The organism is Paenibacillus sp. FSL K6-2859, from assembly GCF_038008265.1.
GTDB classification, from domain to species: Bacteria; Bacillota; Bacilli; order Paenibacillales; family Paenibacillaceae; genus Paenibacillus_AQ; species Paenibacillus_AQ nitricinens.
Genome location: NZ_JBBOYU010000001.1, coordinates 2018150 through 2045093, shown reverse-complemented (window position 1 = coordinate 2045093; position 26944 = coordinate 2018150). Strand labels below are relative to the sequence as shown.

Annotated in this window: 18 protein-coding genes; 7 read left to right on the top strand and 11 right to left on the bottom strand. The window is 44.3% G+C overall.

The window, feature by feature from the left end:
- Positions 1 to 9 precede the first annotated feature (9 nt).
- From sufC to MHB64_RS08765, 3 genes are all read right to left on the bottom strand, one after another.
- Positions 10 to 792: a Fe-S cluster assembly ATPase SufC gene (gene sufC / locus MHB64_RS08775; RefSeq protein WP_042186351.1), complete on the bottom strand. Its 783-nt coding sequence runs from the start codon at positions 790 to 792 to the stop codon at positions 10 to 12.
- A gap of 313 nt (positions 793 to 1105) precedes the next feature.
- On the bottom strand, positions 1106 to 1567 hold the full coding sequence (locus tag MHB64_RS08770; protein ID WP_094870368.1) for a Dps family protein: 462 nt from the start codon (positions 1565 to 1567) through the stop codon (positions 1106 to 1108).
- 244 nt (positions 1568 to 1811) lie between these two features.
- Positions 1812 to 2114 carry a YunC family protein gene (locus MHB64_RS08765; RefSeq protein WP_094870367.1) on the bottom strand — a complete coding sequence of 101 codons (303 nt, stop codon included), beginning with the start codon at positions 2112 to 2114 and terminating at the stop codon, positions 1812 to 1814.
- 214 nt (positions 2115 to 2328) lie between these two features.
- Here MHB64_RS08765 and MHB64_RS08760 point away from each other — a divergent pair, with 214 nt between their 5' ends.
- Positions 2329 to 2856: a hypothetical protein gene (locus MHB64_RS08760; protein WP_094870366.1), complete on the top strand. Its 528-nt coding sequence runs from the start codon at positions 2329 to 2331 to the stop codon at positions 2854 to 2856.
- A gap of 77 nt (positions 2857 to 2933) precedes the next feature.
- Here the strand turns inward: MHB64_RS08760 and MHB64_RS08755 are convergent, their stop codons facing one another.
- Positions 2934 to 3320 carry a DUF423 domain-containing protein gene (locus tag MHB64_RS08755; protein WP_094870365.1) on the bottom strand — a complete coding sequence of 129 codons (387 nt, stop codon included), beginning with the start codon at positions 3318 to 3320 and terminating at the stop codon, positions 2934 to 2936.
- Positions 3321 to 3489: 169 nt separating this feature from the next.
- On the opposite strand from MHB64_RS08755, the gene MHB64_RS08750 reads away from it, so the two are divergent.
- Complete coding sequence (locus MHB64_RS08750; protein ID WP_094870364.1) at positions 3490 to 3951, top strand: hypothetical protein; 462 nt, start codon at positions 3490 to 3492, stop codon at positions 3949 to 3951.
- 85 nt (positions 3952 to 4036) lie between these two features.
- On the opposite strand, the gene MHB64_RS08745 is transcribed toward MHB64_RS08750, so the two are convergent.
- Positions 4037 to 4504, bottom strand: coding sequence for a hypothetical protein (locus MHB64_RS08745; protein ID WP_094870363.1), 468 nt, complete (start codon positions 4502 to 4504; stop codon positions 4037 to 4039).
- 204 nt (positions 4505 to 4708) lie between these two features.
- Between MHB64_RS08745 and MHB64_RS08740 the strand changes: the two genes are divergently transcribed.
- The 4 genes from MHB64_RS08740 (at position 4709) to yhbH (ending at position 15273) form a co-directional block, all read left to right on the top strand.
- Positions 4709 to 5353: a methyltransferase domain-containing protein gene (locus tag MHB64_RS08740; protein WP_094870362.1), complete on the top strand. Its 645-nt coding sequence runs from the start codon at positions 4709 to 4711 to the stop codon at positions 5351 to 5353.
- 121 nt (positions 5354 to 5474) lie between these two features.
- Positions 5475 to 12206: a beta strand repeat-containing protein gene (locus tag MHB64_RS08735; protein WP_341134168.1), complete on the top strand. Its 6732-nt coding sequence runs from the start codon at positions 5475 to 5477 to the stop codon at positions 12204 to 12206.
- Entirely contained in the window at positions 12203 to 13888 is a 1686-nt protein-coding gene (locus MHB64_RS08730) for a DUF11 domain-containing protein (RefSeq protein WP_094870360.1), read from the top strand. The genes MHB64_RS08735 and MHB64_RS08730 overlap by 4 nt, the downstream gene beginning before the upstream one ends.
- A gap of 221 nt (positions 13889 to 14109) precedes the next feature.
- Positions 14110 to 15273: a sporulation protein YhbH gene (gene yhbH / locus MHB64_RS08725; RefSeq protein WP_094870413.1), complete on the top strand. Its 1164-nt coding sequence runs from the start codon at positions 14110 to 14112 to the stop codon at positions 15271 to 15273.
- Between the two features lie 249 nt (positions 15274 to 15522).
- Here yhbH and MHB64_RS08720 read toward each other — a convergent pair whose 3' ends face one another.
- From MHB64_RS08720 to MHB64_RS08695, 6 genes are all read right to left on the bottom strand, one after another.
- Positions 15523 to 17028, bottom strand: a complete 1506-nt coding sequence (locus MHB64_RS08720) for an alpha-glucosidase/alpha-galactosidase (protein ID WP_341134167.1) — start codon at positions 17026 to 17028, stop codon at positions 15523 to 15525.
- Between the two features lie 118 nt (positions 17029 to 17146).
- Positions 17147 to 18079, bottom strand: a complete 933-nt coding sequence (locus tag MHB64_RS08715; protein ID WP_373455813.1) for an AraC family transcriptional regulator — start codon at positions 18077 to 18079, stop codon at positions 17147 to 17149.
- A gap of 164 nt (positions 18080 to 18243) precedes the next feature.
- Positions 18244 to 20298 (bottom strand): methyl-accepting chemotaxis protein, encoded by a 2055-nt coding sequence (locus MHB64_RS08710; RefSeq protein ID WP_341134166.1) that lies wholly within the window; start codon positions 20296 to 20298, stop codon positions 18244 to 18246.
- 93 nt (positions 20299 to 20391) lie between these two features.
- The gene (locus MHB64_RS08705; protein WP_094870357.1) at positions 20392 to 21234 is read right to left on the bottom strand and encodes a sugar ABC transporter permease; all 843 of its coding nucleotides are present in this window, start codon (positions 21232 to 21234) and stop codon (positions 20392 to 20394) included.
- On the bottom strand, positions 21231 to 22544 hold the full coding sequence (locus tag MHB64_RS08700; RefSeq protein ID WP_094870356.1) for a sugar ABC transporter permease: 1314 nt from the start codon (positions 22542 to 22544) through the stop codon (positions 21231 to 21233). The genes MHB64_RS08705 and MHB64_RS08700 overlap by 4 nt, the downstream gene beginning before the upstream one ends.
- A 107-nt stretch (positions 22545 to 22651) precedes the next feature.
- Positions 22652 to 23986 (bottom strand): sugar ABC transporter substrate-binding protein, encoded by a 1335-nt coding sequence (locus MHB64_RS08695; RefSeq protein WP_094870355.1) that lies wholly within the window; start codon positions 23984 to 23986, stop codon positions 22652 to 22654.
- 1110 nt (positions 23987 to 25096) lie between these two features.
- On the opposite strand from MHB64_RS08695, the gene MHB64_RS08690 reads away from it, so the two are divergent.
- A complete protein-coding gene (locus tag MHB64_RS08690; protein ID WP_094873921.1) occupies positions 25097 to 26842 on the top strand; it encodes an alpha-glycosidase in 1746 nt (581 codons plus the stop codon).
- Positions 26843 to 26944: the final 102 nt, after the last annotated feature.

The following is a 26944-nucleotide window of genomic DNA, read 5'->3' as shown; positions in this document are numbered from 1 at the left end:
TGGCGTTTCTTACGCGTCTTGCCCTACTGTTTCGTCTTCAATTCCAAGTTCTTCTTTAATCCATTCGTAGCCTTCTGCTTCCAGACGTTGTGCAAGCTCAGGACCACCGGATTTCACAATTCTGCCCTGCATCATAACATGTACAAAATCAGGCTTGATGTAGTTCAAGAGACGTTGATAGTGGGTAATAACCAGGAAACCGCGATCTTCACTCCGCATGGAGTTTACGCCTTCGGCAACAATTTTCAAAGCATCAATATCAAGACCAGAGTCAATTTCGTCCAGAATCACGATTTTTGGATCTAGCATCATCATTTGTAGAATTTCGTTACGTTTCTTCTCACCACCGGAGAAGCCTTCGTTCAGGTAACGGTGTAGGAACTCAGGATTCATGTCCAGTTCCTTCATCTTCGCTTCCATAAGACGGATAAAACGAATCAAAGAAATTTCGCTTCCCTCTTCACGACGGGCATTAATGGCAGAGCGCAAGAAATCGGAGTTTGTTACTCCAGAAATTTCACTTGGGTATTGCATAGCAAGGAAAAGACCTGCACGTGCGCGTTCATCAACTGCCATCTCCAGAAGATCTTCACCTTCAAGTGTTGCTGTTCCTTCAGTCACTTCATATTTAGGGTGACCCATAAGAGCTGACGCCAAGGTACTTTTACCTGTACCGTTTGGTCCCATGATGGCGTGAATTTCGCCACCTTTCATTTGAAGGTTAATCCCCTTCAAAATCTCTTTTCCCTCAATCGTCGCTTTAAGTCCCTCAATGACAAAATCTGCTGCCATAATATTATTCCCTCCATTGATCGATTTGCGAAATCAAAAGTTGTATTGAAACAGGATGATCCTGATTCCCAGCACAATTAGATTCTATATCACATTATAATTATTATAAATTGAATCACAATGATTATCAATGATTCTCAACAATTTTATAACAAAGCCTGTTTTTTTACAAATATCTCTTTTTATTTTGCCTATGATGTACCGCATAATTTCGCTATTTTTAGCGTTGACTCCAAGTACCACACAATGATGATCAGGTTAACGCAAAAAATAAGACCTCCCGCAGGAAGCCTTATTTCATGCGCTTTATCGTTTAGCTAAGAAAGGAACGCAGCATCCATTGATGTTTCTCAAGATCACCACGAATTTTAATAAACATGTCGGAGGTTGGCTGATCCTTAATTTCCTCAGCAAGCTCAATGCCTTCTGTCAACTCTTCAGAAATAGTAGCGAAGTCTTCAATCAGAGACTGGACCATTCCGCGTGTATCCTCTTTACCCGTAGCTTCTTGAATCGTTGCCAATTCCAGATATTCTTTCATCGTCGCAGCGGGACTTCCCTTGATGCTTAGCAGACGCTCTGCAACTTCATCCATTTGCAGCGTCACTTCATTATATAGATCCTCAAATTTCACGTGAAGAGAGAAGAATTGTTCTCCTTTTACGTACCAATGAAAATTATGGATTTTAACGTACAGTACATTCAAGTTAGCAACCTGACGATTCATAATTTGTTCCAATGAAGTTGTATTTACTTTATTAGATGCTTTAGCCATGAGATGATCCCATCCTTATCCTTTATATTTACCGGGCTGCTTAATCCTTCGTCCGGCAGCAACTTGTCTATTCTTAATTTACCCCTTAGCATGTAAGACGAAACAAGAAGTACCCTTCCATAAAATCTCTGTTTCAATTATTCACACTAGAGACGCTCTCTATAATGTTCAATTTGTGATTCTTGCCAAAAAAACACAAGAGGCCATTGGCCTCTTGTGTTTTGGATTTTGTAAGATGGTTCAGTCAGACCATAAGAAGTAATGCATCCGCACCCGTCATGCCGGGTACGATACCTAGACGCTCCGCTTCAATGGTAACCGACTCCAATGGGGCAGCTAACAGCTGAGACAGCGTACGTACACCAACCGCCCTGGCTGCGATAATATTCCGATCACTGAGCTTTTCATTGAGCAAACCAACATCCAGCGCACCACACATAATATACCCTCGGCTTGTGCTGATTGAGAGCAGCGTTGTTTTCGGAAGCTTAACCTCTACCCCGATCAGCGTATGTTCACCTACGATAATGGGCTCCATAGTAACCAATAGCAGCACCTCCTTTATTCACCAACCACGATGTATATGTATGCTTCACCCCCTGCTGATGTGCAGTTGGTAGTCCTAGGCTTTTCGTAAAAACACAGTACCTTGGTCCCATTTTCTCTAGTGTCAGGTATATGATTATTACTTGTTTAATGTTATAGTTTATTTACATTCTTATAATTGTAAAGAAATGTTCAAACGAAAAGCTGGGGGATCTATGGACGAGAAACTACAACACACAGACGGCAACTATTTATTTAATGTCGACATCCTGATTAATGCCCGTACCAACCCGCTTGCATTGCAATATCTGCTTGAAATGTTGAACAATAATGACAAAATCACAGATTTCAACATTAACTCCGGTCTTGAATTAGGGAGAACCATTGACAGCTTGCTTCGTTCTGCCAAACTAGCCTTGAATCAAAGCTCTGCTCCTCCCACTTCATTTAAGCTGCCTCCAAAGACCGCTAAAAAGCAGCTCGATAAACCGATAGATAAACAGGCAGAATTACCTGCACAGCAGTCAGCTATTGAGACACCAGCTGATGCATACGGGAAAATTCGACAGTATATTCAGAACAACCAATTAGTACGTTTACGAGCGAATCGGTACGGAAAACAAGTGTCCATGCCCTGTCGTATTTTAAATTTTGATGAAGCAGCCAACTCAATTAGTGTCTATCACGTGGATGAGAAACAGGTATACAGCTTTAATTTAAATGAGATCGACGAATTTCTGTAAACGTATACGTTACATAAATAAGCATCCGCCCCTATAAGGAACGGATGCTTATTTATCAACTTCTGTAATTTGATCGCTTAGGATGCCTCTTTGCTGCGTGAGAATGCTTCCACAGCCAAACATAACCAGCCTGCTATGAAGCATACACCACCAATAGGTGTAATCGCTCCAAGCACCTTAATCCCGGAAATACTCAGTACATACAAGCTGCCCGAGAACAAAATCGTGCCTGCTATTAATAGCCTTCCTGCCCAGCGTAACCGGGTGCTTTCTCCCCATTGACCCACAGCCAGCGCTATCAGAATTACACCCAGCGCATGTACCAAATGATACTGTACACCCGTCTCATATACCTTCATATATTCTTCGCTAATAACAGGTTTTAATAAATGAGCGCCAAAAGCGCCTATTCCTACTGCCAGCATTGCTAGCACAGCCCCCCAGGCCATAAGTTTCCGTTGCATGCGATTACAACTCCTTAATATTAGACTTCTTCTATCATAAACGATTACCGATTGCTTTTTCCAGCAGCCATTTACGAATTAGCCACAATAAGGGGTTGCTTTTTTAGCATCAATATGAAAAAGTGGATATAAACAACATTTCATTCTTATCTCTCAAGGAGTGCAACCTATGAACCTTAATTCTCTCTCAAAATCTGACGCGCCTACAGCAGAGGTAGGAAATACCCAACCTGATCTGAGCCAACCAAGTGCTGGTTCGTCGTCTTCGTACCAGAAAGCAGATCATGATCTACAACACTCTGGACCTGGTATTGCTTCTTTCATCATCAGCCTCGTGACCATAATGGGTTATGCAGCTCTCTTCATCTTCATTATTATGAAGGCTTCTTCCATGGTTAACGAGAACTCGAATCTACTAGCCGAATCCTCGCAGTCCATCATGCTTCTTGGAATGACTGTTATTATTCTTTCAGCTCTTAATGTAATTGGTGTTGTCATCGGCATTATTGGACTTTCCATCCGGAAGAGACGTAAAGTGTTCGGCATCATAGGCACAATCATTAATGGTGTGATTCTCTTACTCTTTATGTTGCTTATTACTATTTTCTTAGTCAATGCCGGGACGTTATAACGTTTCTATCAGATTCCATAATAAAAGGGCTGTTCCTGAATTTAATCAGGGCAGCCCTTTTATTATTCCTAAATGATAAAGTTCTTTATTTTGCAAGGGATAGTTTCGAAAGGATCCGCTGTTTAACTGTAGCATCGCCATCCACTGCTTTTTCTACATATTCAAAAACTACAGCATCATCCGTATTTAACTTCTCAAGAACGCTCTCCATACCAGCTGTGATCTCAAAAGCCGTAGGACCTTCTTTGGTCTCAATCTCAACAGAATGACTATCTATTTGTCCGACGTAAACGCCTGTTCCTTTAAGAATTTTGGCTTCTGGATTTGTAGTAGGTTTGGGCGCTGGAGTACTAGGATTCTCTGTGGGTGCAGTTGTACTCGTACTTTCTGTAGGTACGGGTGTGCTTGTGCTCTCCTCTGTTGGTACTGGAGAAGCTGTTGCAGTTGGTTCTGCAGACGGCTGTGCCGAATTATTAGTAGCGCCGCAAGCGGTTAGGGCTAGTGTTAATGCTGCTATTGCAGCTATGGCGGGTAAGGAACGTTGTTTTTTCATGGTGATTGCCTCCTCTATGTTTAGCGGTTATTTTCAAAGTCATTTTGACAAGCCTACTCTATAAACGTTTTCAACTCTGCTAAGGTTTCATAATACATTACTTTTTAATAACTTCCATTTTTTAATAGGCATCCGCCGGATGCAGGCTGAAGCGAGATTAATACAATAGTGTTGAGCCTGATTTATCCCTAAGGAGTGGTCCCCTTGAGAATCGATATCGGCTGCGGATCCAGTAAAGAAGCAGGTTATCTCGGGATCGATCGTATCGCGTATCCCGAGGTGGATATTGTCTGTGACATTAGCCAAGGCATCCCTTTACCGGACAATACCGCTGAGTTTGTAATGGCTAGTCGTGTACTACCCTATATCGACGATTTATCCGCGGCTATGTCGGAAATTCACAGAATTTGCATCCACAAAGCCATTGTTTGTATTCTGGCCCCGTATGCCCACAGTTTTGTTCATATGTCCAATCCTTCCTTTAAGCAGAAGTTTGATGAATATACTCCGAGGTATTTCACAGGATCCTTTTTTCAGCCCCCGTCCGGTCCAGTATGCCCATCGATTCCTGACTATCCAATCCCTGTGCCGCCGTTCGATTTTCGGTTAATGCGGATGGAGCTTTTCTATCAATACCCTTATGAAGATCCACTTTATGAAACAGAAGAACTAGAAATACTAAAGACGCTTCAAGCCAATGTTGTGCATGAGATCATGTACCATTTCACCGTAATCAAGGCAGAAATTTCTATTCATGAGCTGGAAATGATGAGTAGAGGGCATTACGCTGAACCCCGTGTTCTTATGAAACGCAGGCTAAAATCACACGATAGACAAAATTTCCTATAATTTATTGATGGGACATACAATTATACCCGAATTACATCATAGGCTAACATACAGGTATTAACTTTGCCGTCCTGATTATGGGACGGTTCACTTTTTTAAAAGCAAATTAACCTCGAAGGAGGTGAGAATCATTCCACTAGTCGTACGGGCAACGATCAATGCGACCGGTGCTATCACATTTACGGGCAACACACTTGGACTTAGTCGCTCCGATACGGTCGGAGTGCCAGGGACACTAGACAGCATCGGCGGTTTCACCACTGTTAACACTACATCTATTTTTGGCACCTATCCCAATGGAACTACAAGTCTTTATACGAGCAACAGTTCATCCGCTATACTGGTCCTGCCATCAGGCAGCACTGTGCTATATGCAGAGCTGATATGGGGCGGAACCTATATCAATGGAACCGTAAACCTCAGTGCAGCAATAAACAACCCTGTCTCTTTGATAAATCCTGCCGGGAGTACGTTCAGCATAACTCCCGATGCAGCAACTAGTAATACTGTTGATTTAGGAAATGGCGCATCTGCATATGTTCGTTCTGCTAATGTCACCAGTATTATTTCACAAGGCGGTGCCGGAACCTACACCACTGGTGGTGTAGTTGGCACGATCGTTATTCCTAGTGATTCCACAGCTAACCATGCGGGCTGGACACTTGGTGTAATCTATCAAAATACATCCTTGCCCTTCCGTAATATGTCCTTACGGGCAGGTGCAATACTTGTACAGGCAACTTCAGCACCAGTCTCTACTACAATAACAGGCTTTGCAACTCCAATTACAGGTGCACTTGGAGGTAGGGCACTATTTAGCGCACAGGAGGGTGATGCGAACCGTTCGGGAGACCAGGCATTATTCGGGCCTACATCAACAACGCTCGTAGCTTTATCAGGACCCAATAACTTTGCCAACAACTTCTTCGCTTCACAGATTAACAACGATCTAGGTGTACTGGATACCACTGGAACATTCGGAAATCGCAATCAAACAAACGGAAATCCCGGCACCAACATCATCGGTGGCCGACAAGGCTGGGACATTACTAATGTCGATGTATCAGCCAGACTTGCAAATAATCAGTCTTCAGCGATTTTACAATTAACTACCTCCGGTGATGCTTATGTACTTAATGGAAATGCCATACAAGTAGATATTAATGCACCTAAAATAAACGTTACTAAAAGTGCCAATGTGTCCGGTCCGATTGTCGGAGATACGGTAACTTACACTGTAATCGTCAGTAATACTGGAACAGCAAGTGCGGCTAGCGTCGTTTTATCAGATGCGCTGCCAGCAGGATCGACCTTTGTCACCGGAAGCGTTGTAGTGGCCGGCGTCGCAAGGCCCACCTTTGACATTACAGCAGGAATCTCTTTGGGGTCATTGGCTCTGAGCACTTCAATAACGGTTACATATCAAGCTAAAGTCACTTCATTACCACCAAGTCCGCAGAATATCGCTAACACCGCAAATGCTGCTTTTACATTTCAAAGTGTAGCTGGCGGTTCTATCATGACGGGGGTCATTCCATCCAATACGGTAACTTTACCCGTATATTCGCCCATCCTTAACATTGTAAAATCAGCAAATACTGCAAATGCGACCGTCGGAGATCAAATTACCTATACACTTCAAATCACCAACACTGGTAATATCGGTGCGCTAACAACAGTTACGGATAATATTCCTACGGGGAGCTCTTATGTTGCAGGTAGCTTTACCGTCAATGGATCTCCTGTCGCTGGAAATCCAGCTACAGGAATTGCTATTGGGACGATCGCTGCTGGAGGCAGCTCTACTGTTCAATTTCGTGTCTTAGTCAACAGCCTTCCATCTCCACCGCAACTGGTCGACCAAGCAAGCGCTGCTTATACCTTTCAGGTTCCAGATGGGCGAATTATTGCTGGATCAGCCTCATCCAATACTTTGTCTATTCCAGTGAGACTCCCTAATGTTGCCGTGGTCAAAAGCGCAGGATTTGCTGATGTCGCTGTTGGCGATACACTCCTTTATACCTCCGTTATCACTAACAACGGGATCGAAGCAGTTACTAATGTCATCCTTACAGACACCATACCCACTGGGACTTCACTGGTTTCGGGAAGTGTTACAGTTGCAGGGACGTCACAACCCTCTGCAAATCCAGGAACAGGCATTACTGTTGGTTCAATCGCTGCAGGGAGTTCGGTTACCGTCACCTTTCAGGTCAATGTTATCTCATTGCCTAGTCCAGCACAGCTATTAAACAAGTCTACAGCATCCTACAGTTCAGGAGCCTTTACTGGTATTTCACTTTCCAACACAACTACGACTCCAGTATATCAACCCAGCATTCAAATTGTTAAAAGCTCGAACACCGCTAGTGCAACCGTAGGTGGCAATGTTCTTTATACGTTAAATGTTCAGAATTCTGGAAATATTGGAGCTGCTGTAACCTTAACCGACAATATTCCCTCAGGGGCTACCTTTGTATCGGGTAGTGTAACTGTAAACGGAGTCGCACGACCAACAGATTCTCCACTTACAGGCATTAATCTAGGTACAGTGGCCTTAGGAACTGTTGTGCCCGTAACATTTCTAGTCACTGTCCAATCTCTTCCTTCACCACCTGTTCTGAACAATCTAGCCAGTAGCAGTTACACCTACCAATTACCAAGCGGCAGATCCTTATCCGGAACTAGCCAATCAAACACCGTCAGCATCCCTGTCTCTGCCCCTAATGTTACGCTAAGCAAAACCGCAAGCGTTGCAGATGTCGCAGTCGGAGAGAATCTGACTTACACAATCACAGTGTCCAACACAAGTAGCGTAGCTGTGAGTAACATCGTCGTCTCTGACACCATTCCTACTGGAGGCACCTTTGTAGCAGGTAGCGTTATTGTTGGCGGCTCATCGGTGCCAGCCGCAAATCCAAATACAGGAATATCTATTAGTAGTATCGCTGCAGGCAACTCTACAACACTTTCTTTTAAAGTGAACGTGTCTTCTTTACCAAATCCAGCACAGTTTGCAAACAGAGCCAGCGCTTCTTTCACCTCCGGTGCCTTTACCGGTTCCTCACTCTCGAATACAGTAGTAACTCCTGTTTATCAACCGATCATTAGTATGGTCAAAAGCGCGAATACAGCTCAGGCATCCGTTGGGGGATCTTTGTCTTACTCGATCCTCATTAGCAATACAGGAAATATTGCAACCACACTACTATTGACTGATACGCTTCCACCCCAAGCTGTATTTAACGTTAATAGTGTAATCATAGGTGGAACACCTTTACCCGGCTACAATCCTGTAACCGGCATTCCTGTAGGCCCGTTGGCACCAGGTGACAGTGTGTCCGTAAGCTTTCTGGTCACGATAACTGCATTACCACCTACACAGGTGTTGCTAAACTCCGCTTCAGCAACATTTAGCTACACCCTCCCAGATGGGCGTCAACTTGGAGGAACTGTAGTGTCGAATACGCTCTCTGTCCCTGTTTCTGCCCCTAACGTCAGTGTCAATAAAAGCGTGAATGCTACTGACGCCGTTACAGGTGACATCCTTACATTCACCTCTGTATTGACGAACAACAGTATTGCTACAGTTAGCAACATCATTCTCAGCGATCCACTGCCTGAGAATGCAGCTTTTATTCCCGGAACCGTAATTGTAGGCGGCATTACCCAGCCGCTAGCAGTTCCGTCCGCCGGCATTCCAATCGGTAGTCTGGGTCCAGGCGCCACAGCTACCGTAACATTCGAGGTGAGGATAACGATGCCGATACCATCACAGATTAATAATCAGTCATCCGTCAGTTTTACATCCGGTGTATTCTCCGGTTCTTCTTCATCTAACATTACTAGCACACCAGTCACTCAACCACAGATTTCCTTATTAAAAAGTGCAGTCGATGGAGATGGGGATGCACTGGTTGTAGGTGATACAGTCATCTACACGGTGGTTGTAAGTAATACAGGTAATCTTGCTGCAAATGTAACTTTAACCGATAACATTCCTGTTGGAACTGTCTTTAATCCTAACAGTGTTATTGTAGGAGGCATGCCGCAGCCAGGTGCAGCGCCCGATACCGGTATAGCTGTAGGCAGTGTGGCACCGGGGACCAGTATCCCTGTTAGCTTCTCAGTTAATATCGTGACGCTGCCATCACCACAACAAATCAGCAATCAAGCTTCTGCAAGCTTTACCTTTACCCCTCCTGACGGTAGACCTTTAAGCGGAACTGCTGTATCTAATACAGTCACACTACAAGTCTCAGCTCCTAATATCGTCGTTGTCAAAAGCTCCACCTCAACTTCCGTAGCGATCGGAGATACGGTCACTTACAACGTAAATATTACAAATAGCGGTATAGAAGCTGTCAATAGCGTAATACTTAATGATCCAACACCAACCGGTGCTGCTTTTGTAACAGGGAGCGTATCCGTAAATGGAGTGCCTTTTCCAAACCTGAACCCTTCTTCGGGGATATCAATTGGTACCCTAGCGCCTGGAGCTTCGACTCTAGTTGCATACAGTGTTATCGTGACCTCTGTTCCTCCTACTGCTTCACTTATCAATAAGGCATCTGTAACCTTTACATCAGGTGTTTTTTCCGGTTCGACTTTCTCCAATACAGTTACCATTCCTGTGTACCAGCCGAACATCTCGGTCGTCAAAACAGCAAGTACGAATAACGCTACAACAGGTGACGCTGTTAGCTACACCCTGACCGTGAGCAACACAGGGAACTATCCGGCAAGCTTAATCATTACGGACAATATTCCTGCGGGTACTACCTTCGTTCCGAATAGTGTACTCATTAATGGACTCCCCTTAGCGCAAGCGGATCCATCTACGGGGATTCCAGCTGGAGTTATTGCACCCGGTGCCACTACTGCAGTAATATTCACTGTTGATATCACCTCACTGCCCAATCCTCAGCAGTTGGTCAATCAGGGTACCGTAGCCTATAGCTTCACTTTGCCTGACGGCCGCACACTTGGTAGTTCCGTCCTATCCAATACAATCACTATCCCTATCTCTTCACCAAATCTGGCTGTAGTAAAATCTACACCTACCACATCAACAACGGTGGGTGATACGATTACCTATACGGTTACGATTACCAATAACGGAATTGAAACGGTGAATAACGCCGTCTTCACGGATGCCCTTCCTGCGGGTACTACATTTGTATCCGGCAGTGTTCTTGTTAATGGTGTGCCTCGTGCGGGGGGCAGCCCTGCCACGGGGGTAACCTTAGGCAGTATCGCACCAGGTGTAACCGTAACTGTAGCCTTCACGGTGAACACAGTCTCATTGCCGCCTTCAGGTCTACTAAATAACCAGTCAACCGTTAGCTTCACCTCAGGAGTACTCTCTAATGTAGCCTTTTCTAACATTGTATCAACGCCTATTTATTTACCGATTCTAGCCGCAGCAAAAAGCTCCAATACAGTTCAAGCGACCGTCGGTGATACCATAACCTATACAATTAACGTAACCAATACAGGGAATTACGGGGCTTTAGCTACACTAAGTGATACCATCCCTTCCGGAACGACTTTTGTGCCTAATAGCGTACTTATTCAAGGCGCTCCGGCTCCAGGAGCAGATCCTGCAGCTGGCATTCCACTTGGTGTAATATCCGCAGGTGCAACACTGTCTGTCATGTTCTCAGTACTCATTACAACACTGCCAGCAAGCCAGCAGCTGATAAACCAAGCTTCCGTAGCCTTTGCTTACACCTTGCCTGATGGTCGGACATTTAACAGTTCGATCAATTCCAATTCGACATCGATTTCCGTATCTTCACCAAATGTCATCGTAACTAAGTCTTCACCAGCTACAGATGCCGTTGTTGGCGATACTATTACCTACAACATGACGGTTACCAATAGTGGAATAGCCAACATCAACAACGTAAATATTAGTGATCCAATACCGGCTGGATCTACATTTGTCACTGGGAGTGTGCTCGTTGATGGTATTCCACATCTTAATGCCAATCCTGCGAATGGCATCTCACTCGGCACCATTGCACCGGGCGTTTCAGTCAATATCTCGTTCAACACTATCGTCAATGTGCTGCCTAATCCTGCTACGTTAACCGACCAAGCTTCCGTAAGCTTCACATCTGGGGCATTCTCAGGATCTTCATTCTCTAATACGCTTGTTATTCCTGTTTATCAGCCTATCATCGTTGTTATCAAAGGTGCGGATAGAACTGCTGCAACTGTCGGAGATACGATTACGTACTCCCTGAAGGTAACGAATACCGGTAATCTCACAGCAAATGTAGTCATAACTGATACGATTCCTAGCGGAGCTATCTTTGTTCCAAATAGCGTACTTGTTAACGGAGTGCCGCAACCAGGATCCGACCCGTCTACTGGATTAAATATTGGAGCAGTTGCTCCGGGAAGCACAATAACAGTGACCATAACCCTTCAGGTTACAGTAGCTTCTCTTCCGTCACCGCAGCAGTTAGTCAATCAAGCTTCATCAACGTTCTCGTTCACACCACCAGATGGTCGTCTACTCACCGGAACTTCAGTTTCGAACGTCTTAATTATCCCTGTTTCTTCTCCGGATGTAAGTGTCGTTAAGAGCACTGCCTCTGTAGATGCTGTGGTCGGCGACATCATCACTTATACAATTGTTGTTACCAATTTGGGAATTTCACCTGTCAATAACGTCATCATAGTTGACCCTATCCCAGCAGGCAGCCAGTTTGTAACAGGCAGCATCACTGTAGACGGAACCCCACGACCTAATGGCAGCCCGGCTTCCGGTATTGCCATCGGAACGATTGCTGCTGGTGCTTCCTCAACCATCACCTTCCAGGTTCAGGTAGTAGCGTTATGATTCCCGGCTCACGTACCCAGCCTGTCGTAACCAATCAATCTATGGTACTCTTCAACTCGGCAGCGGGTGTTGACGGCATTGTCTATTCCAATACCGTTAACACCCCGGTCGTGGGCCCCGTGCTTTCATTGCTGAAGAGTACAGACAAATCCCATGCCTCATTAGGTGACACTCTAGTGTATACCATTACAGCTTCCAACAATGGGAACACAGAAGCTGTGGTAACTGTGTACGACACTCTTCCAGAGGGCGTATCCTTTATTTCTAACAGCGTGCTTAGAGACGGTGTGCCTCTCCCAGGGGCTACACCGTCTTCAGGCATAACGCTAGGTTCCATCGCTCCACAGAGTCAGGTGAACATCGCCTTTCAAGTCGTTATCATCTCACTGCCTTCTACGCTTGTGCTACAAAATAAAGCACTAGGCCGTTTTTCTTTTGCTACACCGGAGGGAAGGATCATTAACGGGGATTTATATTCTAATTCCGTATTCGTTTCTTTGCTTTCGTATCAGCTCTCTACCTCGTTGACCGCAAGCACTCCGACCTCTTTTATAGGCGATGTAGTTACCTATACATTACGGCTCACGAACGAAGGTAACAGCCTATTAAATCAAATCAGCGCAACGATATCTATTCCGAACGGAGCTGTGTTCATTCCAGGGAGCGTCATTGCAGGTGGAGTCTATTATCCAGAATCAGATCCTATGCAAGGAATAGGAATCGGTCAGCTTGATAAAGACCTAAGTATTGATATTTCTTTTCGTGTTCGAGTGACTGAGATCCCTCCATCCTTGGACCTGACTAATCGGGCAACTGTCACTTATACCGTCGATGACGATCCCAATATAACCGAGAGTAACACCGTCGTTGTCTCACTTGTTCTGGCAGGTGTCACCATCAGCAAGAGAGTAGATCATGTTACAGCAGCTCCAGGTGACAACCTAAGATATGAACTAACTGTAAGCAACAGCGGGAACTTGGCCGTAAATGCAATCCTGACGGATGCTATTCCTCCCGGCACTCTTTTCGTATGGGATAGTGTTCTGTTAAATGGAGTCATGCAAAAAGGAGCCCGTCCCGCAGACGGCATTCAGCTTGGTACTTTAAGAGGCGGAACTTCAGCAGTCGTAGTCTTTCAAGTGAGCGTCCCCGCAGCTATAAACATTCAGGCCATCGGAGCTGTACAAAACCATGGAAGTGTTCAGTATACTTTTGTACTCCCGGACGGACGAACAGTAAGACAAACCTCTCGTTCCAATACCGTTACTACCTTAATCGTCACACCTGTGATTTCTCTCGAAACTCATGCAAAGCCTACCCTTGTGGAAGAAGGAGAACATGTCCAGTGCTGGGTCTCCCTAACGAATAGTGGGAATTGGCCAGCAAAAATATCCCTTGATCGGCTATCACCGGAGGAATGTCTTATTGATCCTAGCAGTATTGTGATTGACGGAATTCCAAATCCACAATCTTCATTTAACGGTATCTTGTCGCTAGGGACAGTCAAAGGTGCTGTTACTGTAAACATCCATTATTTTGTCAGGGTAAGTGAACATGTAATGATGCGTTTCCTTAAAGGCTTAGTAACCGCTCAATATTCTTTCAATTTGGATGGACGTGAATATGCTGGCGAGAGCCAGTCGAACAGTTATACATTGACCGTGGATGAGATCAGCGAATAAGAAATCACATATCCCCCATCCCCATGAATATACTTTAGTTACAACCCAAGAAGAAACGACGTTGTCGTCCTCTAAAGACGATAACCGTTTCTCGTAGAAATATAAGGATAATGTATAGGGTAAAACCTATACTTTCTTATATTTTCAAAACATCCTCACAAAGTGAGGCTTTGCAAAAGGTTCCCTCGATTAACATTCATATTCCATGGGAGGTGGTCATCCTGTCGCATTCATCTGGTCCCTTTTCCTTTGTAGTCTCAAAAGAAGACTGGTCCCTTCATCGCAAAGGCCATCAGGATCAGGAGCGTCATCAACAAAAGGTTAGAGAAGCTATTAAGGATAATTTGCCGGATCTCGTGACCGAAGAAAATATTATTTTGTCAGGCGGTAAGCAGATTGTTAAGGTTCCGATTCGCAGTCTGGATGAGTACCGAATTATTTATAACTTTCGTAAGCAAAAGCATGTAGGACAGGGCGACGGGGAAAGTCAGGTCGGCGATGTACTTGGGCGGGATTCACAGTCAGCACAGCCCGGCAAGGGGGAAAAAGCAGGCGATCAACCTGGTCAAGACACCGTGGAAGCAGAGGTCAATCTGGAGGATCTAGAGGACATCTTGTTTCAGGATATGGAGTTGCCACATCTGAAGCCCAAGAATAAGGAAGAGATTGAGGTTAAATCCATCATCTTCAACGATATCCGTAAAAAAGGCATGATGTCCAACATCGATAAGAAACGTACCCTGCTGGAGAATCTTCGGCGTAATGCAAGCAGAGGAAATCCCGGCATTCACAGCATAAGTCCTGATGATCTGCGCTACAAAACATGGGATGACATTCGAACGCCTCACTCCAATGCGGTCATTATTGCGATGATGGATACGTCAGGTTCGATGGGATCTTTTGAAAAATACTGCGCCCGCAGCTTCTTCTTCTGGATGACCCGTTTTCTGCGCCGCCAGTATGAGAAGGTAGAGATTGTCTTTCTCGCCCACCATACGGAGGCCAAAGAGGTCAGCGAGCATGATTTCTTCACACGTGGCGAGAGTGGGGGAACCATCTGTTCCTCAGCCTATCAAAAAGCGATTGAGATTATCGATAGCCGATACCCGCCAGCGCAGTACAACATTTATCCGTTTCACTTCTCTGATGGCGATAACCTCACCTCCGACAACGAACGTTGTGTGAAGCTAATTGGAGAATTGCTAAAACGAAGCAATATGTTTGGTTACGGGGAAGTGAATCAGTACAACCGCAGCAGCACACTAATGTCCGCTTATCGTCATCTGAAGCACGAGCAATTCATGCATTATGTCATTAAAGACAAAAAAGAAGTGTACCAGGCGCTAAAGACCTTCTTCAGTCAAAAGGGTACTGTAACTTCATAATCACCTATACATGGGTGTCCCATCAGTCATTTCATGGCTTTTGGGATACTCATATTTTGGGGATTCCTCTACCCAGCTTGGGGGCTCCAAGGTTCGGAGCTATCGGATAGAAACCCATATAAACAGCCTCCACATCCCAGTGCTTGGGAGGGGAGGTTGTTTATATAAAGGAGCTCTAATCAACTGTCTGAAGCCGTCTCACAGTGCCTTTGTTATCGCTTCTTCCAAGTGTGCTGCACCCACTACAATCTAATGAGCCTTTTCCCTATCCTTGCCTTTGTCAGACTCACCGGCATTTCTATTCGCTGTATCCCGGTCCTGCATCATCTCTTCCACCGTTTTCACCTTCAGGCGAGCAGCGCCTTCGTTATTAGTCTTCGTTGGAATCAGATTTCCTGTAGCTAAGCGCTCCTTCGCTTTTGCAATGGCCTCGCTGTATTGTGGCAGCCACTGCTCCCCAGCTACGAGCATCTCATCGACCATCTGCCAGATTTCTTTCGGGTTACATACGGCACCTACGAGCGGATCCATCATAAAGGCTTGACGCAGCAGCTTGTCATCGCCATGCACCGCGGCTTCGACGGCTAGACGTTGCACTGAGATACTAACGTTGCACACCGCTGCGAGACCAAGCGGTAATTCTCCCACAAGCGGCATCGATATCCCGTTCCGGTCCACATACCCCGGTGCTTCGATGATCGCATCATCCGGCAAATTAGAGATCACACCATTGTTCACAGTGTTAAAGTGACCTCTGTACACTCTGCCCGTTTCCAATCCTTCAATAATAAAAGAGCCATGCTCTTCTCCACGATTCTCCACCGTATACTCCAGTGCCGGGTCCTTCATCCAATTCGGAAAATCCGTTTCGAACCAATTCCGCCCTTCAGTGCAGACACGTAGATATCCGCCAGTCTCTCCGTTAATCCAGCTTCCTAGGTCGATCCAATCCATAATTTCATCGCTCCGTTTACGGTACCATGGCACATATTCACTTAGGTGACCATTGGATTCAGTACTGTAATATCCAAACCGGCGCAGCATGTCGATCCGAACTTTTTCTGTGCGACTGAATTCTGGATGATTCTCAAAAGCTTCTAAAAGACCTTCGGTCAAATCCTTTCCCTGATGACTCGCTGAAATATACCAAGTCTGGTGATTGATACCCGCACAGATAATATCGACTTCTGACTTCTTCAGCCCATACACATCTGCAATTTGCCCATGCCCATGCTGCACTCCATGACACAGACCAATCGTCCGTACACCGCCGTATTTGTTGCAAGCCCAAGTCAGCATAGCCATAGGATTCGAATAGTTAAGCAGGAGTACATCCGGCGCAGCCATCTCCCTAATATCACGGCAAATATTCAGCATTTCCGCAATCCCGCGCTGACCATACATAATGCCTCCTGCAGAAAGGGTATCCCCTACGCACTGATCGACGCCGTATTTCAAAGGAATATCCACATCTGTAGCAAATGCTTCCAGCCCACCCATACGAATAGTACAAAATACGTACTTGGAATCCTTCAGGGCTTCTCTTCGATCCGTCGTTGCCTGGATTTGAATATTTAATCCATTCTCTCTAATATCACGTTGGCACAGTTCGGTAACCATCTCCAGGTTGTGGCTATTAATATCCATAAACGAGACTTCAATATGATTAAATTCCGGCACGGTTAGTAAGTCCCGCAACAATCCACGGGTAAATCCAATGCTGCCTGCCCCTATAAAAGACACTTTAAATGACATCCTTATCATCCTCCGGTAATGAATTGATTGTTCCTGTCCATTGTAGCAGGGGCACAAGGGAAAGCGTAACCAATATCATGACCTCTTTTGAAGGAAGGTGTCAAAAATCCTAACTTGTCTATTGAACATCCATCTCTTCATAACTCCAAGCATGACGCTCAATGGAATTACGATATTCTACGGGTGTGCAGTCAGTATATTTCTTGAAGAGGAGATGAAAATATTGTCTGCTACTAATTCCTACATAATCGGCAATTTCAGCAATCGGAATATCACTTTGCCCCAGCAGCATCTTCGCTTTCTCCATTCGCAGCATATTCAAATAATCACTGAGTGTCCTACCTGTATGTGACTTAAAAATACGATGCAGATATCCGGGATGCAGATTGACCGCGGCAGCGATATCCTTAACCTGAATACTCTGGTCGTAATTCTGATGCAGGAATTCGATACTACGCCGCACATAGAGCTGTGACGGCTGTTGACTGGCATGAAGCTGATCCTGTCGCAAGCTAGATAATCGAAGCAGAAGCTCACAAAACAATAAGTCGACCATACTTCCACCTTTCCCGCCACTTTGATCAAGCTCCAGTACAAGTCCTTTTAGAACATGATAAATTTCCTCCGGATCAGGCATGACTAGACTGGAAAAGGGAACCTTTAACCATTCAGCAAGTGCCGCTTCTTTCCGAGCGAGCTTGCCGATAGATGGAGCAACCCCTGTATATTCCGTAAATCCAAACTCCACATTCAGCATTCTACAGGGCGCCCCATCCTCGACAATCAGTCTGTGCGGAACATTCGCATCAAGGATGATCAATTCTCCCCGTTTTAATCTAAATCTCTCTTCTTGCCCCGCTCTCGGGTGAACATCCACGACACAGCTCCCTGAGATCAAATACATAATTTCGGTTGAATTATGCTGATGGTAGGACATATAGTAATTGTTCCATTGTTTATAATAGTAAGCAAAAAAATGAGGACTATAATCCCCTTCAATTAATGCCTGCTGAAAAAGACTCCCACTAAGACTTAGATGCAAATTTGTCAATCGATCACTCTTTTCTACTATTAAAATGTTAATCCAAGTGTATCTCCCAAACTCCTTCTAAGACAAGAAGAACGCCTTAAAGTCATTAAGTTAAAAAAACGAGCAAAACTCCAATACATAGGAGAGTTGCTCGTTTTATTGTTTTTACTAATAAGATTTAATTCTCATACTTGAAAAGAAACCATAGATTGCTTAAGATCTGCTGCTAAGCTCTCTAGCTTTTGAGATAAAGCAACAAGCTCCTCACTTACAGTAAACTGCTGTGAGGACATCGAAGCTACCTCCTCTGTCGAAGCCGTTGTCTGCTGCACTATGGCACTGACACTCGCCATGGATTCGCCTAATTGACGCTGAAACGCTATCAGTTCATGAATAGAAGATGAGGATTCATTAATATGTCCCATGAAGTGTTCCATTTCCTCTTTCACACTGGCAAATATCGTCGATGACTCCCGTACGGAAGAAATCTGTTCACGAAACTTTGGAGCGGTCTCATTGATATCCTTAACGGTGTTCTCAATGTGTAGACCAATCTCTTCTGTAATCTTGGAAACCGATTGAATCGACTCATTCGATTGGTTAGCGAGCTGTCTGATTTCATCCGCAATCACTATAAAACCTCTGCCTGCCGCACCCGCTCTTACCGCTTCTATGGTGGCATTTAGTGCCAAGATATTGGTCTGCTTATTCACGGCTATCATAGGACTAAGAATACTGCGAATTAAATGTGTACTCTCTCTAAGCTTATTGGAGTTTTCTTGTATCCGATTGAACATCTCCACCGTAGATTCACTCTGCTCTACTAGCAGCTTCATCAGCTCTGTCCCCTGATCACTAACCTCGATAACCCGCTCCGCAGAAGCATCCATTACTGTATTTAATTCAGTTACTTGGCTCATTTTACTGCCAATGATTTCGACATTATGATGGCTTCTTTCTGCTTCAGCAGCAAGGCTGGCGGCTCCAAGTGCAATCTCACCCGTAGCAGACGCGACCTCTCTGGCATGAAGTGAGGTTGTACCTGATGCTTTAACTAATTGTTCCGAGGTACCCAGCACTTCATCCGCTGACATCTCACTCTGGCTTGCCAGAAGAGAAATTTGCTCCATCATTTTGTTGAAGCTATGCCCAAGCCGGCCAATCTCATCCTTACCTTTAAAATTCGTTCGTACCCGAAGATTTCCTCGTTCGCCATCTTCCATTAAAGTCGCCAGCTTACCCAGAGGACGTCCAACCAAACGAACCAGAATATAACCAATTAACAGGGCTATCACGGCAGCTGCCAGCACCACAGAGAACGTGATATACAGAAGCTTGTCCGCCGACTTCGTAAAATCACTGACCGGTGCATAGCCCATGAGTGTCCACTTCGCAGTTTTTAAAGGCTGATATACGACAAGCTGCGGACTTCCGTTCTCATCGGCTGCTGTAAAGGAATGTTTCTTCTCTACATCTTGCTCATCTGTTACTTTTATGTAAGAGGGTTGACCCAGTTTAGCATGATCCGCACCATAAACTATGTTACCTTCTGTGCTCAAAATTCGAATCTCACCCGTAATTCCAATCTGAAGATTAGACAACATTTCGGTCATGGCCTTGCCTTTAACTTCGATCAGCATATAATACTCCGCTTCAGGATGTACAAGATTGCGAAGCAATCTCCCCATAGTTAAAGTAGGTTCAGTATAAGCATCAAAGAAGCCCTTCTCACGAACCGGAAACCACACTGGCTCCCCTTTAGCATCTGCAATTTGTTTCAGTCTTTCCGCAATACCTTCATCACTACGAAGGCCACTAATGCCAGTAGATTTATACGATTCCGTTTCTTCCAAGCTCTTAGATACCAGTCTGACGCCATACATCCGCTCATCTGATCCTTTAACTAAGTCTAGCTTTCTACGAATCCGATCTTCCGCGGAAACTTTGGCTACCGTTGTAAGTTCTCCACTTTTTATGTTTTCCAAATCACCTTTTAATGCGGAGTCGAGGGCAAACTGCCTTGAGAGCGCTTCGTATTCTGTTAGGACAAAATCCAGCTTGTCCGCTGCTTGAACTACAGACTGCGAAGAGGCTGCGGCAACCTCATCTGTAATGATATCTTTAGCAGCAAAATATGAAGTCAATCCTAGTACAGAAGATAAGAGCACTATGGAGCTGAATAGAATAACGAACAGCTTTATTCCAACGGATCTAATTTGTAGAGTCCATAGCTTTTTCATTATGTTCACTCCCTATAATGGAATAAGGGTACAGCCCTCCATTTCTGTACAAAGGCTGTACCCTGTTCATTCTTTAGTTTGAAGTATTTCCGTTTACCCTTTACTGGCTCCTGCGGTCAATCCATCTACAAGCAGACGCTGCAAGAATACAAACAAAATCATAATCGGAATAGAGATCAGAACAGCACCGGCAGAGAACAAGGTAAAGTTAGTGTTTTGGTTCGTGTTAACCATATCCCACATTCCAACTGCGACGGTCCAGTTTTCCTTCGTCCGTAAAATAAGTCTGGCAAAAATGAAATCGACCCAAGGACCGACAAACTGAGTCAGTGCCATGTAAGTGATCATAGGGCGTGACAAGGGAAGAATAATTCGCATAAAGATACCGAAATTGCTCGCCCCGTCTATTCGAGCCGCCTCATCCAAAGAACGAGGAATGGTGTCGAGGAAGCCTTTGGCGATAAACGTCCCCCCGAGCGGCGCCCCGGCTGCATAAACGATAATCAAGGCAATATGCGTATCCAGCAAATTAAACTCCTTAAGGAGCATATAAATGGCAATCATACTCATAAAACCAGGGAACATCCCAAGGATCAGAACCGTAGATAATGCTGTTTTACGCGCTTTAAACCGGAATCTGGATACAGCATAACTGGTTAACAAGGTAAGTACTACACCGATAAGCATGGAGAATATGGCTATTTTCAATGTATTCGCATACCAAGTTCCAAACATATAGCTTGGTGACGTGAACAATTCTCTGTAGTGATCGAAGGTGAATTGTTCAGGGATAAAAGTTTTGCTGTACAATGATTTACCAGGCCGGAAGGAAGCAAATAGAATCCAGAGGGCCGGATAGAGTGCCGCTATCGACAAAGCAATCAAGATGATGTAACTACCACTTAAGCGAATAAAGTTCGCGATCTTTCTGCTCATTGGATCATATCCTCCTCTTTGAATGATTTCGTCCGGCGGTAATTGTACAGGGAGAATGAAGCAACAATGATAAAGATAATAATCCCTATTGCCGAAGCCATGTTGTTTTTATTCTGATCAAGTGTTAATTTGTATAGCCAGGTTACCAGCAAGTCCGTGGAACCGGCATATTGATAATCACCATTTACAGGACTACCACCTGTTAATAGGAAGATCGCATTAAAGTTGTTAATGTTACCTGCGAATTGCGTAATTAAAGTAGGCGCTGTGGAGAACAATACCATCGGTAACGTAACAATACGGAACTTCTGATAACCTGATGCTCCATCCACCTCAGCGGCTTCATACATATCCCGAGGGATTGTAGTCAGTACGCCCATAATAAGTAACATTGAGACTGGAATACCAACCCACATGTTAACAATAATTACGGTAACCTTAGCCCAGAATGGATCTGTCAGCCATGGTAATCCGCCCATTCCAAAATACCCAAGGTATTGGTTGATCGGACCGAATTGACCGTTAAATAAATTGCGCATCAGCAGCAAAGAGATTAGCTGTGGTACTGCGTAAGGCACAATCAGAATAACTCTCCACATTCCTTTGAAACGAATACCTTTTTGGCTCACCAATAAGGCTACCAATAGTCCTCCGAAATATGTAGTAATCGTTGAAAGAACTGCCCAGATAATCGTCCATGTTAATACACCATAAAAGGTGTGGCTCCATGTTTTGAGAACTAATAAATTTCGGAAGGTCTGAAATCCAACCCAGTCCACCAATTTAGCGGGTGGAAGATGATCAGGTGCGGAATAGTTCGTAAACGCCAGCAGGATCATGAAGATGATTGGCATGATTGTAAAGAATAGAACACCAATACCCGGCAAGACCAAGAACGTCTGAGCGAACTTATAATCCAGTATATAGCGAACACTTTGTTTAAAGGTGTTTGCCTGAAGACCGTTATCGCGTTTCTCTCCAGTCTTATAAGCATCTTTAATGTTCAAATACCAAGCGAGGATTATGATGATAAGCATTAGAATGGTGATCAAGCTTTGAATCAAAATATAAATCGAGTGATCACCAGCTACCATCTTAGCAATGCCTTTTACTTTTACCAAACGGCTAGGGTTCTCTCCTAGTGTGACAAAACCCCATAAAGCAGTAGCAAGATTCTGAATAAAATAATAAACAGCGGCGGCTTCTACAACTAAAAACATGATTCCTTTGATGAATTGGCGGTTATATATTTGTCCCAATCCCATGAAAATCGTCGACAGTATTGCGGCCCTCGTGCGATGTCGCTGCATTTCGCTTCCGTTCTCCTCTCCGAGTGAAAATAAGAAGCTGCCCTCCGCTAAACATGCGACGGGCAGCTTGATTCACTGTATGCTGTTAAGACTGTGATTTATGATCCTTATTGCGATGAACTGTTGTTCAAATCTTTGATTTGTTGAACGGCTTTGTCCATTGCTGCTTTTGGATCTACACCCTTATCCCAAATTTCTGGGAGTGCTGCATTTACAGGGCTCCAAACGTTACCCATTTCAGGGATAGAAGGCATTGGTTGGGAACTCTTAGCTTGTGCTGCAAAAGCGGATACGAATGGATCATTAACGATTTGTGGATCAAGAAGCGCTTCGTTGTTAGTAGGAACAGAACCGATCGTTTTGTTCAGTAACAATTGAGCGTCTTTGCTTGAAGCAAAATGAGCGTACAATTTAGCAGCATTCGGATATTGAGTAAACGAGTTAACTGCGAAAATTTTGATACCAGAGAATGTGATGGCTGTTTTGCCATTTACTGTAGGGATCGGTGCGATACCAAGGTTATCTCCGAGAGCGGCTTTGTAGCCTCCAAGCTCCCAAGGACCAGTGATATCCATCGCTACATCACCAGAGTTGAACAAGCTGCGTTTGATATCACTATTGATATCTCCACTCTTAATTGGCAATGCTTCTTTCATTTTCACAAATTCTTTAAGTCCTGCAACAGCTCCATCATTAGCAAGTCCGATATCTTCTTTATCTGTACCGTCCTTACCGAACAGATATCCGCCATCGGAAGCGATAAACATGTAGTTGAAGTACAAGTTTCCTACTTCCCACATAATGCCGTATCTGTTCTTGGATTTATCGGTGAATGTTTTGCTGAAAGCAAGAACATCGTCAAAAGACTTAGGTGCTTCTTTAACGAGTGATTTATTGTAGAACAATGCATAAGTTTCTGCTGCTCTTGGGTAACCATACAATTCGCCTTCGTACGAAGATCCGATAATCGAAGCTTCAGTATTGCTAGCTTTTGTTTCTTCACCGAAGACATCGTTTGGAAGAACCAAGCTCGCACTTGCCGCTTTACCTAAGTTGTCGTGAGGAATAAGGATAACGTCTGCAGCTAATCCTGAAGGACCATCTTGCGTAAGTTTAGTTACTTGATCTGGTGGTGCCAACTCTTCGATCTTGACTGGAACGTTATATTTCGCTGTGAACTGCTTAGCAATTTCATCTGCGAATGGTCTTTCTTCCTTACTTTCCCATACGACTAGAGTCGCTCCATCTTCAGGGACAATCTCTCCTGTTGCAGCTGCATCTGTGCTCTCTGGCGCTGCAGTCTCTGTAGTGTTGTTAGCAGCATTAGTAGCTTTTGCTGCATTGTTTCCCCCGGCATTCCCATTGTTGTTCGAACCACACGCTGTAACGGACAGTGCCATAGAGACAGCAGCGGTGATAACCATCACTTTTTTCAACTTCATTACTTTAACCCCTCCCAATTTTAAAAAAGAATAAGATGGTAAAATAGTAGAACCAGAAACTTGCGCAAACGATTTCAGAAAAGCTAAAAAAAAAGTTATTCTTTTAGCTCGCTCCTTCTTGAGGTGCAATTCGCAGTGCAAGAAAGCGCTTCATTCATGAATACATCATACAACAGTATCGTTTGTTTTTAAAAACGTTTGCACATACCATATTTGACCATTTTCCATTAATTGATAAAGACTATAGGCATTTATCTCCATTTTTCACATGATATCTTTTAATTAATCGATAATTCATGTGTTTAAAAATGGAATTGTTAATTTATTTGCCCCTCATATCCCACAAATTCACTTTTCCTATAGATTTACAATTATCTGAGCGTAGAAACGCGCATATACTTAAGTGAAAATTTGTGCAATGGTTTGAACAAGAGTATTGAAAGCCCTTTTATTCCATGTTATAATCCAAATCGTTAAGAGGCACTCCAACATGAATCAACGCATCTATTGTCTGCCTCCTGTTTTATATAACTAAAAGGCAATGTTACTTATGAAAGGTACAACCTCGGACAAGCTACTTCGCGGCGGTTGTGCCTCTTTGTTTTGTGCAAGATTGCCTCATCATTTGCGCATGTTGCATAAAAAACTGTGCAACCAATAACAATAGCGACATTCTAACCTCCACGCGCTGTGGTCAATGGTTCGGAAAAGTATCGCTCACAAAACTTAAGCGTATGCTTTCGAGGTAGTTTTGCCGAAGCTGGTCAGGGAAGTATCGCTTACAAAACTAAGCGTATGCTTTCGAAGTAGTTTTGCCGAAGCTGGTCAGGGAAGTATCGCTTACAAAACTAAGCGTATGCTTTCGAAGTAGTTTTGCCGAAGCTGGTCAAGGAAGTATCGCTTACAAAACTAAGCGTATGCTTTCGAAGTAGTTTTGCCGAAGCTGGTCAGGGAAGTATCGCTTACAAAACTAAGCGTAAGCTTTCGAAGTAGTTTTGCCGAAGCTGGTCAGGGAAGTATCGCTTACAAAACTAAGCGTATGCTTTCGAAGTAGTTTTGCTGAAGCTGGTCAGGGAAGTATCGCTTACAAAACTTTAGGAGGACTTATTCATGTTACTGGAAGCTGTGTACCATCGCCCGCGGTTAAATTGGTCTTATGCCTATAATGAGAGTACGATTCACTTGCGTCTCCGCGCTAAAAAAGGGGATTTAACAGAAGTATTTGCTTTTGCAGGGGATAAGTACACTTGGGATACCACGAAAGAGCTAATTCCCATGACCCTCTTCACTTCTGATGCTATGTTCGATTATTGGGAATGTGCTTCAGTTCCCATCTATCGCCGATTGAAATACGGATTCTTACTGCAAAAGGATAACGAGAAAGTTTGGATGACCGAAAATGATTTTCAAACGAATCGCCCAGAAAATCCAAACAAGCTTTTCGAGTTCCCATTTATTAACCCCGTTGATGTGTTCACTCCACCTGCCTGGGTAAAGGACGCTGTTTTCTATCAGATCTTCCCTGAACGATTTGCAAATGGTGACCCTAGCCTTGATCCAAAAGATGTTCAGCCATGGGGAGCAGAGCCAACACCAACCAATTTTTTTGGCGGCGACCTGCAAGGGGTTATTGATCATCTGGATCATCTTAACGAGCTTGGCATCAATGCTATTTATTTCACACCACTCTTCACTGCAACTACTAATCATAAATACGATACAGAAGATTACATGAAAGTTGATCCGCATTTCGGGGATATTGCAACGTTAAAAAAACTCGTCGACCTCTGCCATAAACGTGGAATTCGTGTGCTGTTAGACGCTGTATTCAACCACTCCGGTGGAACCTTCGCTCCATTTTTAGATGTTCAGGAAAAGGGAGAAGACTCCATTTACAAAGACTGGTTCCATATTCGTGAGTTTCCGCTTAAGGTTGTAAACGGCATTCCTACTTATGATACTTTTGCCTTTGAACCACATATGCCAAAGCTTAATACTGAACATCCTGAAGTTAAAGAGTACTTACTGAAGGTCGCTGAATTCTGGATTACAGAAGTTGGAATCGATGGTTGGCGCCTTGATGTAGCCAATGAAGTAGACCATGATTTCTGGCGTGAATTCCGCAAGGTGGTAAAGCGCGCTAATCCTGAGGCCTACATCCTTGGAGAAATCTGGCATGAATCTGCTCCGTGGCTGGAGGGTGATAAATTCGATGCTGTCATGAACTATCCCTTCACTGATGCCGTCTTAGACTTTTTTGTTCACGGTAACCTTGATGCAGAGGGATTTGCCAACTCTATCGGCAGACAGTTATCGCGTTACCCACTGCAGGCAAGTGAAGTTGCCTTCAATCTGTTAGATAGTCATGACACGCCACGCTTACTTACGCTGGCTGCGGGCGACAAAAATAAAATGCGATTAGCTGCACTATTCCAGTTCACCTTTATGGGTACTCCTTGTATCTATTATGGCGACGAGTTCGGAATGGACGGTGAGGGTGACCCAGGTTGTCGTAAATGCATGGAGTGGAACCCTGAGAAGCAGGATCATGATCTGTTCGAATTCTACCGTCAGCTCATTCAAATACGCAATGAGCAACCTGCACTTCGTACGGGGACATTTACTTTCTTGGAGGCAGGTCGACAAGGCAGTAAGATAGCCTATGAGCGCCGATTGGATCTTGAGACTATAGTTGTACTGATCAATAGCGAAGAGACCGCTCAAACGTTCCGTGTTGACGTAGACGAGCGAAATTGGGAGAACTTATTCACTGCCGATACAGTGCGTGCTGAGCGTGGCAAGCTGAACGTGAAGATGCCTGCTTATGGTTTCGCTATACTTAAAGCAATCAACTAGATTTAAGCCTTTGACCGTAAAAAACATAACATAATAAAACAGGGTATCTCACTAGCTATGATAGCTGTGGGATACCCTGTTTTTAATTAGAGATTACTAAGC

Excerpts from the sequence above, each read along its gene's own strand:
- MHB64_RS08700 (WP_094870356.1), bottom strand. The coding sequence starts at position 22,544 with ATGCAGCGACATCGCACGAGGGCCGCAATACTGTCGACGATTTTCATG.
- MHB64_RS08745 (WP_094870363.1), bottom strand. The coding sequence starts at position 4,504 with ATGAAAAAACAACGTTCCTTACCCGCCATAGCTGCAATAGCAGCATTA.
- sufC (WP_042186351.1), bottom strand. The coding sequence starts at position 792 with ATGGCAGCAGATTTTGTCATTGAGGGACTTAAAGCGACGATTGAGGGA.
- MHB64_RS08710 (WP_341134166.1), bottom strand. The coding sequence starts at position 20,298 with ATGAAAAAGCTATGGACTCTACAAATTAGATCCGTTGGAATAAAGCTG.
- MHB64_RS08750 (WP_094870364.1), top strand. The coding sequence starts at position 3,490 with ATGAACCTTAATTCTCTCTCAAAATCTGACGCGCCTACAGCAGAGGTA.
- MHB64_RS08755 (WP_094870365.1), bottom strand. The coding sequence starts at position 3,320 with ATGCAACGGAAACTTATGGCCTGGGGGGCTGTGCTAGCAATGCTGGCA.
- MHB64_RS08730 (WP_094870360.1), top strand. The coding sequence starts at position 12,203 with ATGATTCCCGGCTCACGTACCCAGCCTGTCGTAACCAATCAATCTATG.
- MHB64_RS08690 (WP_094873921.1), top strand. The coding sequence starts at position 25,097 with ATGTTACTGGAAGCTGTGTACCATCGCCCGCGGTTAAATTGGTCTTAT.
- MHB64_RS08720 (WP_341134167.1), bottom strand. The coding sequence starts at position 17,028 with ATGTCATTTAAAGTGTCTTTTATAGGGGCAGGCAGCATTGGATTTACC.
- MHB64_RS08770 (WP_094870368.1), bottom strand. The coding sequence starts at position 1,567 with ATGGCTAAAGCATCTAATAAAGTAAATACAACTTCATTGGAACAAATT.
- MHB64_RS08760 (WP_094870366.1), top strand. The coding sequence starts at position 2,329 with ATGGACGAGAAACTACAACACACAGACGGCAACTATTTATTTAATGTC.
- MHB64_RS08695 (WP_094870355.1), bottom strand. The coding sequence starts at position 23,986 with ATGAAGTTGAAAAAAGTGATGGTTATCACCGCTGCTGTCTCTATGGCA.
- MHB64_RS08705 (WP_094870357.1), bottom strand. The coding sequence starts at position 21,234 with ATGAGCAGAAAGATCGCGAACTTTATTCGCTTAAGTGGTAGTTACATC.